Here is a 13,322-nt window from a genome sequence, read left to right on the forward strand (position 1 = left end):
CCGCTTTTTTGTGATATTGAGAAGTAAAGATTAGCATCAAGCTAAACGCCCCTTCAGTTTTTGGAGTTTTGCTAAAAATAACACGTAAGTCATTGATTTTATTAGAGTTGGTTGGAGAATTCATTATTTTTATCATATTTTGTGCCGATTGGCTTTTTTATATGGAAAAGGCTTTTACCGAAAAGTTGGAAATTCGCCTTGCGTTTGGCGCAATTGCTCAGTAGAATGCCCGCTCCTGTCATCGCTGAGTTAGAGATCGGCGAATGATGTATTAATAACACTACCTTTTAGGAGTAAAAAATGTCTCTAAGTACTGAAAAAAAAGCAGCAATCGTTGCTGAATTTGGTCGCGATGCGAAAGATACTGGTTCTTCCGAAGTTCAAATCGCATTATTAACTGCACAAATCAACCACTTACAAGCTCACTTTGCTGAGCATAAAAAAGACCACCATGGTCGTCGTGGTTTATTACGTATGGTTTCCCGTCGTCGTAAATTATTAGACTACTTAAAACGTACCGATTTAGCTTTATACCAAAGCACTATCGCACGTCTTGGTTTACGTCGCTAATTTAAAGACAATAAAAAAGCACGCAATGAAGCGTGCTTTTTTTATGTCTGAATCCTAGCGACGGGATTCATATTCGGCCAAGGCTTCATCAAATTGCTCGATGACTTTCGGATGAGCTTGGGCAAACAAGGATGAAGTAATGGTAATGAAGGAACACATTAAGAATCCTGGAATGATCTCATAGAGATTGGACAAATCAATCCAACCAAGGAAACGCATTAGCGGACTCCAAGCCACTACGGTTATTGCCCCGGAAATCATGCCCCATAGCGCGGCTTTAGAACTGATGTTGCGGTTAAAGAGCGATAAAATCACCACTGGACCAAAGGTTGCACCGAATCCGGCCCAGGCGTAAGACACCAATCCCATCACTTTGGAGTTTGGATCTTGGGCAATCGCAATGGCGACTAGCGCAATAACCAATACCATTCCACGACCAACCCATACTAACTCTCTGCTGCCTGCATTTTTGCGTAAGAACCCTTTATAGAAGTCTTCGGTGATCGCTGCAGAACACATTAACAGCTGAGCGGAAAGGGTACTCATTACCGCTGCTAAGATAGCGGAGAGTACGATACCGACAATCCATGGGTTAAATAAGGTTTTGGTTAGCTCGATAAAGACGGTTTCCGCATTTGTTAATTCAATACCTTCTGCAGAGAAGTAGGCCAAACCGAAGTATCCTACAGCCACGGCACTACCTAAGCATATTGCCATCCAAGTAATACCGATACGACGGGCTTTTTCCAATGAGACAACGGAATCAGCCGCCATGAAACGTGCCAAAATATGCGGTTGGCCGAAATAGCCTAAGCCCCATGCCAAGGCGGAGATTACCCCAATCCCGGAGACATTATGTAGCCAGTTGCTGTAAGGAATATTGGTTAATGCGGATTTAGCGGTAAGTGCGTTTTGGATATCATCCCAACTGAAGTGTAGTAACACCATAATTGGCGCTAATAATAGCGCGAAGATCATCAATGATGCCTGAATGGTATCACTCCAAGACACTGCCAAATAACCACCGATAAAGGTGTAACTGATGGTGGCAAATGCGCCAAGCCAAAGCGCGGTGGAATAATCCAAGCCTAAGAAACTTTGGAATAATTTAGCACCCGCTACAACACCGGAGGCGCAGTAGATGGTGAAAAAGAACAAAATAATGGCGGAGGAAATGATCTTTAACGCTTTTTTCTGACGTGGAAAACGTTGCGCAAAGAATTCCGGTAAAGTGAGGGCGTTATTGTATTTTTCCGTAAAAATACGTAATCGACCGGCAACCACCCGATAGTTCATATAGGCACCGATTGTTAAACCAACGGCAATCCAGGCTTCGGAAAGTCCGGAAAGGAAGATGGCACCAGGGAGTCCCATCAATAACCAGCCGGACATATCCGATGCACCGGCTGACATCGCAGTCACGAAACTGCCCATTTTACGGCCGCCTAAAATGTAGTCATCGAAGTTCTTAGTCGAATAATAGGCATAGAAGCCGATACTAAGAATGATGAGAAGATACAGCCCGAAGGTAATGTAAATTTGCATAATGCCTCCTTATTCTTCTTGTGCTGCCATTAATGATGTATTTCCACCGGCAGCGGTAGTGTTATAGCTGCGGGAGAACTCGTCATAAAGCGGTAATAGATCTTGTACGGTTTGCCAGTCAAAGCATTTGAAAATTGCTCGACTATTGGCGGCTAACCATTGACGTTGCGCTTGGGCAAGCGGAGCAAGATAGATACCTTTCTGACAGCTGTCAAGAGTAGTAGCAACCCGAATGCCTGTTTTTGCCGCTTTCGCTAAAGGATGGCTTGGCTCAACTAATACACTAAAGCCGTTCGCCAATAATTTTTCAGCAGCAGCCTGTGCTTGGGTTAATTCCCCATTAAGAATAGCAACTTCACAAGGCAAATAAGCCAAAGTATTGTCTTCACCGGTGATACTTTCTAAACGCGGTTTGGTTTTTGCCAAATTATCCGCATCAGCAAATTCACTGTAAAAACGAGGGGTTTTGGTGAGGCGTTGTAAATAAAACTCACCGCCGGCTTTTGGTCCGGTACCGGAAAGTCCGTGTCCACCGAATGGTTGTACACCAACCACGGCACCAACGATATTGCGATTGATATAGAAGTTACCGCAATGTAGGTGTTTTTCAACCAATTCAATGTGTTTACGAATTCGGCTGTGGCAACCGCCGGTTAATGCATATCCCTTGGCGTTGACTTGGTTAAGCACATTCACCAAATCATCTTTACGATAACGAATAATATGCAAAATCGGTCCAAATACTTCCCGTTGTAGTTGATCTAGATTATCTAGTAGATATATCGCAGGGGAGACGAAATGGCCGCCACTTGGGGTTGGCAATTCGCTGTAATTTACTGCTACCTTACGCATCACTTCTTTATGATTTTCTAGATTTTTACGCGCTTCATCATCAATAACCGGGCCAATATCCGTTGCGAGTTGGCTCGGATCGCCGAGGGCAAGCTCTTTAACTGCATCTCGGATCATTGGGTAGTAGTGATCGGCAACTTCTTCTTGTAGCAATAATACACGCAATGCAGAACAACGTTGGCCTGCGGAGTCAAAGGCCGAACTTAATACATCGGCAACCACTTGTTCCGGTAAGGCGGAGGAGTCGGCAACTAGGACATTTTGGCCGCCTGTTTCAGCGATTAATACCGGATCGTTATCAGCCTCGGCCAGACGTTTTTCAATCAATTTGGCCACTTCGGTTGAACCGGTGAATACGACACCATCAAAGGCTTGTTGAACTAAGGCCGCTCCTAATTCACCCGCACCTAATACCAATTGCAAAGCCGCCTGCGGAATACCGGCTTGATGTAACAATTTAACTGCTGCATAGGCAATTAATGAGGTTTGTTCGGCCGGTTTAGCCACAACTGCATTTCCTGCAGCCAGAGAGGCGGCCACTTGGCCGGTGAAAATGGCTAATGGGAAGTTCCAAGGCGAAATACATAGGATCTTACCGCGCGCCTCAGCCAATTGTTGATGATTAGCCAAGCGCTCCAATTGATTGGCGTAATAGCGTAGGAAATCGACGGCTTCGCGCAGTTCTGCAATGGCATTTGGCAAGGTTTTGCCGGCTTCGGTGACAGCCAACTTCATTAATAAACCGTGATTTTCTTCATAAAGATCGGCGGCTTTGCGTAATATATTGGCCTTTTCAGCTGCACTTGTGGCTTGCCATTGTTGATTATCCGCAGCCTCGAATACGCGCGCAGCTTCAGCGGTTTGCAAGAATGAGGCTTCACCAACGATGTCAGCCAGATTGGCTGGATTTACTACTTGATGAGGCGGTTCATGTTTGGCATCGCTGAGTAAGGTTAAGGATGTGGCATTTTCTATCTTGGCTTGATTCAGCGCTTGTTCCAGTTTGGCTAGTACAAACTCATTGGTTAGATCAAAACCGGCCGAGTTACGGCGATCTCTAAAAATTTCCAATGGTTTTCTCACCAATTTATTTGGTTCGCCGTGGGATTTTTCATAAAGCTTCCAAGGCGGAGTGACTAGGCGTTCAACCGGAATGTTTTCATCCACCAATTGGTGTACGAAAGAAGAGTTAGCGCCATTTTCCAATAAGCGGCGCACCAAGTAAGCCAATAATGTGGCATGCGTACCGACAGGGGCGTAGGCGCGTACTTGGCGATCAAAGTTTTCCTTACCGACGATATTGTCGTAAAGGCTTTCACCCATGCCTTGCAGACATTGGAATTCATATTGTTTGCCTTGACCCAATTCATAAATGGTACACATGGTTTGTACGTTATGGGTGGCAAATTGTGGGTAAATCACATCCTGGGCGGCTAATAGTTTTTTAGCACAGGCAATGTAGGAAATATCGGTATGATTTTTTCGGGTATATAGAGGGAATCCCTCTAAACCATCGGTTTGTGCCCATTTGATTTCACTATCCCAGTAAGCACCTTTGACTAAGCGGATCATCAAATAGCCTTGTTTTTCGCGTGCTAAATGAATCAAATAATCTAATACGAATGGGCAACGTTTAGAGTAAGCTTGTACTACGTAACCAATACCTTTATAGCCCTTCAATTCCGGTTCATCGAGCAGTTTTTCCACTAAATCTAAGGATAATTCAAGGCGGGAGGCTTCTTCCGCATCAATATTCACGCTGATGTTGTATTTTTGAGCTAAAACAAATAGTTGCTTGACTCGTGGATAAAGCTCATCCATCACGCGATCATATTTGGCACGCCAATATTTTGGATGGATTGCTGAGAGTTTGACCGATACGCTGTTACTGTTGTAAATGGTGCGTCCAACGGCATTTTTACCCACTTCTTCGATAGCGTGTAAATAATCATTGAAATAACGATCCGCATCGGCTTGGGTCATGGCCGCTTCCCCCAACATATCGAAGGAGAAGGTGAATCCTTTATTGTAGCGTGGTTGAATATTTTTCAACGCTTCCGGCATGGTCACACCAGTCACAAATTGTTTACCTAGGATTTTCATGGATTGCATAACCGCGGCTCGCATAAAAGGAGTTGAGAGGCGAGCAAGTAGCTTGGTGAGGGTATTGGATAACGCCTGTTCATCGAGGGCGCTACTCATTTTTTGGCCGAATAATAAACCGTAGCTGGCAGCGTTAATGAAAAACGAGCGAGCATTGCCAATATGGGATTTCCAGTTGCCGGCTTGTAGTTTTTCATGAATCAGATCGTCACGGGTTTCATCATCAGGAATACGCAATAAGGCTTCGGCCAAACACATTAAAGCTACGCCTTCTTCGCTACTTAAGGAAAATTCCTCCATTAACGCATCGGCGCCGTGTTGGTTTTGTTTATCTTTGCGCAATTTTTTAATGAGTTTGATCGCATTATCGGTGATGCGTTGCTCTTGCTCTGGAGTGAAATCTAAGGTCGCCATCAACTGATCGACAGCGGTCTTTTCATCCAGTCGATAGTTTTTCGTGATGTTTTGGCGGGCGGGGCTGTATTGTTTGGATAGTGTGAATTGCATAGCGATACTCCTTATTATGTAATTTGAGCCGGTGTAATGTTATGAATATGTTAAAAAATAAAGTAAAAAGGTGAAATGTAAATCGCTTTTTGATGAATATGTGAGCAAAGTCACATTAAAAATATGGAAATAATGACGAATGGAGAGCCCGCAGGAGGCGAAGGGGAGCGTTTGAATTTGCGTTTAAGGATTTTTAAAACGCCATCCTGAAATATAGAGTTTTGCTAAAAATTTATTCTAAGTTATTGATTTTATTGATGTATGTTGAAAAACATAAAATATGAACGAAAAAATATTTGCATAGAGTAAAAACTTACAATGCAAATGAAAACACTGTTCCAGCTCCTTTTAGTGTTGTTCCCATAAAAACATAAAGCCCCATAAACAGGGGCTTTATCGTATTTCTTGCATCAAATTTCTATCCATATGAATATCATCACTCTAGAGAAGCTTGTTAAGCTTAAAATAAGATGATAGATAAAAATTATACATTTCGTTTTGCGGTTGAAGTAAACGCAATTTTATCCGGACGGTAGCTAATGCTTCCATATTGAAAAGGTCGCCCATCCGCTAAATAAGTTGTACTGGTGACATTTACAACCATTTCATACTCCCCAAGATTTATCGCATTTTTTTCTTCTTCATTTGCATAACGAAAGACAATTTTTCGTTGTGAGTGGCTAATTTTTAATTTTAATTCGTTTTCCAAATAGTGATAAATAGAGTGTTCAGCAATTTCTCGGCTAATAAAAGGCACGATGCGGCGATCAAAATAGGAAACTTCATACTCAACGGCTTCGCCATCAATTTCACGCAGACGAGCAATGCGGTAGAAATCGATCTGATCATTTACGTTAAAGAACTGCATCAATTCTTCTTCGCCTTGCACAATATACAAGCTGGTTAATGTGGTTTTCACTTGATGTGTTGAAGCGCTATTTAATTCGCTGACGGTTTTAATTTCAGAAAGCATTTGTGGTTTCGATAAGTCATGTTCTAAAACGATCGAATTTCGGCCCTGTTGCTTTTGAATATAGCCATCAATTTCAAGTAAAGAAAGCGCTCTGCGGATAGTATCTTTAGAAAAACCATAGCTTTGCATGAGCTCATTTTCGCTTGGGAGTTCTTGTAACGGCGCTAAATTACCATTGTTAATTTGGTTTTTTATTTCATTATAAACCTGCTTGTACTTGCTCATTTTTAATCTCTTTATCTGCCGTTTGTTCCATAGGTATAGCTATAGCATATCATAAAATCCCAAATGCTATACGTATAAAATATGATGAACATCACTCTTTTACGAAAAAGTTTTAAACTTTTACGTATAAGTTGTTGCATGTAAAATATGTTTAAGTTAGAATGCGCCAAAATGATGGCTTTCTAGAGGAAATATTATGTCTACTCGTTCAAGTGGTGTTTTAATGCACATAACTTCGCTACCAAATGCATTCGGAATTGGTAGTTTTGGGCAATCGGCTTATGATTTTGTCGATTTTTTAGTTGAAACCAAACAAACCTATTGGCAAATTCTTCCACTTACCACCACCAGTTATGGTGATTCGCCTTATCAATCTTTCTCTGCAATTGCAGGCAATACCCACCTTATTGATTTTGACTTATTAACCCAAATGGGCTTGTTGAAAGAAGCGGATTATGCATCAGTCAATTTTGGTGATGATCCAACTAACGTGGATTATGAACGCATCTTCTATGCGCGCCGCCCGATTTTAGAAACAGCCGTGAAAAATTTTTTAGCGAATCAAGCATTCCAAGCGGATTTCCAAAATTTTGAAAAAAACAACCGCTTGTGGTTAGACGATTTTGCTGAGTTTATGGCGATTAAAGAGCATTTCGGTAATCAAGCATTGCAAAAATGGGATGATAAAAAAGTTGTGGCTCGTGATCCAAGTGCATTGGAAAAATATCGCAGCATGTTGGCGGAGCAAATTCACTACTTTAAAGTGACGCAATATTTCTTCTTCAAACAATGGACTGAATTAAAAAATTACGCAAATCAAAAAGGCATTCAGATCATCGGTGATATGCCGATTTACGTGGCTGCAGATAGCGTAGAGGTTTGGACAAAACCAGAACTCTTCCAATTAGATGAAGAACGTAATCCACTTGTTGTTGCTGGGGTTCCAGCGGATCAATTCAGTGCAACAGGACAACTTTGGGGCAATCCACTTTATGCTTGGGAAGAGCATAAAAAACAAGGCTACGCTTGGTGGATTCACCGCATTGAGGAAAGCTTCAAGATTTATGATGTGTTGCGTATCGACCATTTCAAAGGTTTCTCTGATTATTGGCAGGTAGATGGAAAAGCAGAGGTTGCTAAAGATGGTAGCTGGCAGCCAGGCCCTGGTTATGACTTATTTAAAGCCGTTAAAGAGCAATTAGGTGATTTACCGATTATTGCCGAAGATTTAGGTAATATTGATGATAAAGCCAGAAAATTGCTTGCAGACTGTAACTATCCTGGCATGAAGATTCTGCAGTTTGGTTTTGAAGATGTTAACGGAGAAAGCTTAGATAGCCCGCATTATTGCATCCCGCACTCCATTGTTTATACCGGCACACATGATAATGATGTGACCAATGGTTGGTATAACAGCCTGACTGAACAACAACAGCAGTATACCAATGATTATACGCACCGTCGTGAGGATGAATCGATTTGCCAAGCAATGATTCGTCAGCTCTTTGCGACGGTCAGCAATACTGCGATTGCAACAATGCAAGATGTTTTAGATTTGCCAGCGAGTTCAAGAATGAATGTTCCTTCAACAATTGGTGGAAACTGGCAATGGAGAATGCAGCAATCCGATCTAACTCAAGATAAAAAAGACTTTTTAGCAAAAATGACCATGTTATATCAACGTGCTAATCAGGAAAAATAATGATGAAATTTAGTACATTTGTAAAAAATGAAACTAACAAATCGCTTGAACAATTAAGCGATAAAGAAACTTATATTCAATTATTAAATTACGTAAAAACACTCTCGGCAGATAAACCTAAAAACACAGGTAAACGTAAGGTTTATTATATTTCTGCAGAATTCTTAATTGGTAAATTACTTTCTAATAACCTGATTAACCTTGGTGTGTATCAAGATATCAAAACAGAATTAGCAAGTTCGGGTAAATCATTAAGTCATATTGAAGATATTGAGCCAGAACCGTCTTTAGGAAATGGTGGGTTAGGTCGTTTGGCTTCTTGTTTTATTGATTCAATGTCTACGCTTGGCTTAAATGCTGAGGGGGTAGGTTTAAATTATCATTATGGTTTATTCAAACAAGTCTTTAAAAAGAATGAACAACATGCTGAACCTAATGATTGGATTGAAGATAATTCTTGGTTAATTCCAACGGATATTAGCTATGAGGTGCCATTTAAGAAATTTACGTTAACTTCTAAATTAGATCGTATTGATATTCTAGGTTATAAGAAAGACACGAAAAACTATCTCAATTTATTTGATATTAAATCAGTAAATTCTAAACTGATTAAAAAGGGTATCGAGTTTGATAAAACTGCGATTGAAGAAAACCTGACTTTATTCCTTTATCCAGATGATTCAGATAAAAATGGCGAATTATTGCGTATTTATCAACAATACTTCATGGTATCAAATGCGGCACAATTATTAATTGATGAAGCAATTGCGCGTGGTAGTAATTTACATGATTTAGATGATTATGCGTATGTACAGATCAATGATACTCACCCTTCAATGGTGATTCCTGAATTAATTCGTTTATTAACGGAAAAACATCAGATTAAATTTGCAGAAGCGGTTGAAATTGTACGTAATATGGTGGGTTATACAAACCATACGATTTTGGCTGAAGCGCTAGAAAAATGGCCACTCGATTATCTAGATGAAGTCGTGCCGCATTTAGTAGTGATCATTAAAAAATTAGATGAATTAGTGCATGCTGAATATCAAGATCCAGCCGTACAAATTATTGATAAACAAAAACGTGTGCATATGGCGCATATGGACATCCATTTTTCAAATTCAGTGAATGGTGTGGCGGCATTACATACAGAGATTTTGAAAAATTCAGAACTTAAAGCGTTCTATGCGTTATATCCAGAAAAATTCAATAATAAGACAAACGGCATTACCTTCCGCCGTTGGTTAGAATTTTCTAACCAACCATTAGCCGCTTATATTAAAGAATTGATTGGTGATGAGTATTTGCATGATGCAACCAAATTAGAAAAATTGTTAGCCTTTAAAGATGATAAAAAAGTTCATCAACAATTAGTGAAAATTAAGTTTGAAAATAAATTGGCATTAAAAACCTACCTTAAAGAAAATAAAGGTATTGAGTTAGATGAAAATTCAATCATTGATACGCAAATTAAGCGTTTCCATGAATATAAACGCCAACAGATGAATGCGCTTTATGTTATTCACAAATACTTAGAAATTAAAGCAGGTAAATTACCAAAACGTAAAATTACCGTGATTTTCGGCGGAAAAGCCGCTCCTGCCTATGTGATTGCTCAGGATATTATTCACTTAATTCTTTGTTTATCTGAGTTAATCAATAATGATCCTGAAGTGAACAAGTATTTAAACGTGCATTTAGTGGAAAACTATAATGTGAGCGTGGCGGAAAAACTGATTCCAGCAACCGATATTTCAGAACAAATTTCACTTGCCTCTAAAGAAGCTTCCGGTACAGGTAATATGAAGTTTATGCTGAATGGAGCATTAACTTTAGGCACAATGGATGGCGCCAATGTTGAAATTGCAGAATTAGCCGGCGCTGAAAATATCTATACATTCGGTAAAGACTCAGAAAGCATTATTAAACTTTATGAGACATCAGGTTATGTTTCAAAAGAGTATTATGAAAACGACAAAGATATTAAAAGAGCGGTTGATTTTATTCTGAATCCAGCCATGGTGAAATTAGGCAATAAAACACGCTTAGAACGTCTTTATAACGAATTATTGAATAAAGACTGGTTTATGACGTTGATTGACTTTAATGCTTATGTCGAAGCGAAAGAACAAATCTTAGCCGATTATGAAGATCAAGATAGTTGGAATGAGAAAGTGGTGCACAATATCGCAAAAGCGGGCTTCTTCTCATCAGATCGCACTATTGCTCAATATAATGCAGACATTTGGCATTGTGAGGGCTAAGGGGAAGCCATGAAACTACTTACCCTGAATGTACACGCTTGGTTAGAGGCTAACCAAGCGGAAAAAATAGAGATTCTTGCGGAGACTATTATCGAAAAGGGCTATGACATCATTGCCTTACAAGAGGTTAATCAATTGATGTCTGCTACTGCTATTTCGCCAACATTAAAGCAAGATAACTATGGTGTCATTCTGTTAAATAAAATCAATCAACGTGTCGCACAAAAATACTCGCTTTTTTGGAGCAATTCACATATTGGTTACGATAAATATGATGAAGGCATTGCATTTTTAACGCGTTTGCCTGTTTATGATGTTGATGCGTTTTATTGTAGCCAACACCAACGTCTTGACTCGATTCTTTCACGTAAAATCATTGGTTTGACGGTAGAGTATCAAGGACAGTTAATTGAATGTTATTCTTGCCATATCAATTTGCCAAATTGTGATGGGGAAAACCAACTCGATAATGTTCATTATATTGTAGAGCGAAGTCAAAGTGCGAATCTTAAAATCTTAATGGGCGATTTCAATACTGATGCAATAAGCGACCAACAAGCTTACCAACAAATTAAATCCTTAGGCTTATTCGATACGTTTGAAATGGCAGAGCAGAAGGATAGTGGCATCACCGTGGAGAAAGCAATTGACGGCTGGAAAGGCCATAGTCAAGAAAAGCGATTAGATTATATTTTTTTAAACCAAGCAAAAAGGGTTTTATCCAGTCAGGTTATTTTTAATGGGAAAAATAAACCGATTGTTTCCGACCATTTTGGCGTAGAAGTAGATCTCATCTTGTAGGAGGATTGATATGAAAAAACTACTCAGTTTTGAGTTTTGGCAAAAATTCGGTAAATGCCTAATGGTTGTGATTGCCGTAATGCCAGCTGCGGGTTTAATGGTGAGTATTGGTAACTCACTGCCTTTGATTAGCGATGCGGAATGGCTAGCGCGTGTTGGAAACATTATCGCCCAAATTGGTTGGGGGATTATCGGTAATCTCCATCTATTATTTGCTTTAGCGATTGGTGGTAGTTGGGCAAATGAACGTGCAGGTGGTGCATTTGCCGCAGGCTTGGCTTTCATTTTAATTAATTTAATCACCGGTAACTTTTTCGGTGTGAAGCTTGAAATGCTAGCCGATCCAAATGCTCACGTAAGTACCGTATTTGCCGGTGAAATTCCCGTTGCACATTACTTTGTGAATGTACTTGGACAACCTGCGTTAAATATGGGGGTATTCGTCGGTATTATCGCCGGTTTTGTTGGTGCGACAACCTTCAATAGTTACTACAATTTCCGTAAATTACCTGAAGTACTCACTTTCTTTAATGGTAAACGTTTTGTTCCTTTCGTTGTCATTTATCGTTCTGTATTGGTCGCTATCGTTTTATCGCTATTCTGGCCTTTAGTTCAAACAGGCATTAACCACTTTGGTCAATGGATTGCCAACTCTCAAAACTCAGCGCCAATTCTAGCGCCATTTATTTATGGTACCTTAGAGCGTCTATTACTTCCGTTTGGTTTACACCACATGTTGACTATCCCAATGAACTACACTTCATTAGGCGGTACTTATGAGTTCTTAACCGGTGCACAACAAGGTAAACAAGTCTTTGGTCAAGATCCACTTTGGCTTGCCTGGGTGACTGACTTAATCAACTTAAAAGATGCAGGTAATTTAACCCAATATAACGACCTTCTTTCAACAGTGACACCAGCTCGCTTCAAAGTAGGACAAATGATTGGTTCAACTGGTATCTTAATGGGCTTGACACTCGCGATGTATATCAACGTAGATGAAGACAAGAAAAAACTTTATAAAGGTATTTTCCTTTCATCTGCACTTGCCGTGTTCTTAACAGGCGTAACAGAGCCAATCGAATACATGTTTATGTTTGTCGCATTACCGCTTTATATTGTTTATGCCTTAGTACAAGGTTGTGCTTTCGCAATGGCAGATATCGTGGACTTACGTGTGCATTCATTCGGTAACATTGAATTCTTAACACGTACACCAATGGCGATTAAGGCCGGTATTGGTATGGATGTGATCAACTTTATTTGGGTATCTATCCTGTTTGCAGTTGCCATGTTCTTTATTGCAAACTTTATGATTAAGAAATTTAATCTTGCAACAGCAGGACGTAATGGTAACTATGATGCGAAAGGTTCAGATGAAACTTCTCGCGATGAACCAAAAGTTGCGAATGCTAGCACGCAAGTTATTCAAATCATCAACTTACTTGGTGGGCGTAATAACATTGCAGATGTTGATGCTTGTATGACACGTTTACGTATCACCGTACATAATCCAGAGTTAGTGGGTGATGAAGCAAGCTGGAAACAAGCGGGCGCAATGGGCTTTATTGTGAAAGGCTCTGGTATCCAAGCGATTTATGGACCAAAAGCAGATGTCTTAAAATCAGATATTCAAGACGTGCTTTCATCTGGCGTTGAAATTCCTAAAATGTAATTCTGCCTAAATGTTAATTTTATCCCCGCTCTTTAAGGCGGGGATATCATATCAATACCTCATCTCGATATTGTTCATCTTCACTCTATCCCAAGAATCCTT

At 40.0% G+C, this 13,322-nt stretch carries 8 protein-coding genes; 5 read left to right on the plus strand and 3 right to left on the minus strand.

Features of this window, described 5'->3' with window-relative positions; all coding sequences use genetic code 11:
• Positions 1 to 300 precede the first annotated feature (300 nt).
• A complete protein-coding gene (gene rpsO / locus CKV74_RS06585; protein WP_005628925.1) occupies positions 301 to 570 on the plus strand; it encodes a 30S ribosomal protein S15 in 270 nt (89 codons plus the stop codon).
• Between the two features lie 54 nt (positions 571 to 624).
• On the opposite strand, the gene putP is transcribed toward rpsO, so the two are convergent.
• From putP to CKV74_RS06600, 3 genes are all read right to left on the minus strand, one after another.
• A complete protein-coding gene (gene putP, locus CKV74_RS06590) occupies positions 625 to 2,115 on the minus strand; it encodes a sodium/proline symporter PutP (protein ID WP_007242116.1) in 1,491 nt (496 codons plus the stop codon).
• A 9-nt stretch (positions 2,116 to 2,124) separates the two neighbouring features.
• A complete protein-coding gene (gene putA, locus CKV74_RS06595; protein ID WP_007242138.1) occupies positions 2,125 to 5,577 on the minus strand; it encodes a bifunctional proline dehydrogenase/L-glutamate gamma-semialdehyde dehydrogenase PutA in 3,453 nt (1,150 codons plus the stop codon).
• Positions 5,578 to 6,061: 484 nt separating this feature from the next.
• Complete coding sequence (locus CKV74_RS06600) at positions 6,062 to 6,775, minus strand: GntR family transcriptional regulator (protein ID WP_095176906.1); 714 nt, start codon at positions 6,773 to 6,775, stop codon at positions 6,062 to 6,064.
• Positions 6,776 to 6,971: 196 nt separating this feature from the next.
• Between CKV74_RS06600 and malQ the strand changes: the two genes are divergently transcribed.
• Genes malQ through CKV74_RS06620 form a run of 4 tightly spaced genes read left to right on the plus strand, consistent with a single transcriptional unit; the run spans position 6,972 to position 13,220 of the window.
• The gene (gene malQ / locus CKV74_RS06605; RefSeq protein ID WP_095176907.1) at positions 6,972 to 8,477 is read left to right on the plus strand and encodes a 4-alpha-glucanotransferase; all 1,506 of its coding nucleotides are present in this window, start codon (positions 6,972 to 6,974) and stop codon (positions 8,475 to 8,477) included.
• Positions 8,477 to 10,744 carry a glycogen/starch/alpha-glucan family phosphorylase gene (glgP, locus tag CKV74_RS06610; RefSeq protein ID WP_007242118.1) on the plus strand — a complete coding sequence of 756 codons (2,268 nt, stop codon included), beginning with the start codon at positions 8,477 to 8,479 and terminating at the stop codon, positions 10,742 to 10,744. The genes malQ and glgP overlap by 1 nt, the downstream gene beginning before the upstream one ends.
• Positions 10,745 to 10,753: 9 nt before the next feature.
• Positions 10,754 to 11,545: an endonuclease/exonuclease/phosphatase family protein gene (locus CKV74_RS06615; protein ID WP_095176908.1), complete on the plus strand. Its 792-nt coding sequence runs from the start codon at positions 10,754 to 10,756 to the stop codon at positions 11,543 to 11,545.
• Positions 11,546 to 11,555: 10 nt separating this feature from the next.
• Positions 11,556 to 13,220 carry a PTS transporter subunit IIBC gene (locus CKV74_RS06620; RefSeq protein ID WP_007242146.1) on the plus strand — a complete coding sequence of 555 codons (1,665 nt, stop codon included), beginning with the start codon at positions 11,556 to 11,558 and terminating at the stop codon, positions 13,218 to 13,220.
• Positions 13,221 to 13,322: the final 102 nt, after the last annotated feature.

Source organism: Haemophilus pittmaniae, assembly GCF_900186995.1.
GTDB lineage: Bacteria > Pseudomonadota > Gammaproteobacteria > Enterobacterales > Pasteurellaceae > Haemophilus_D > Haemophilus_D pittmaniae.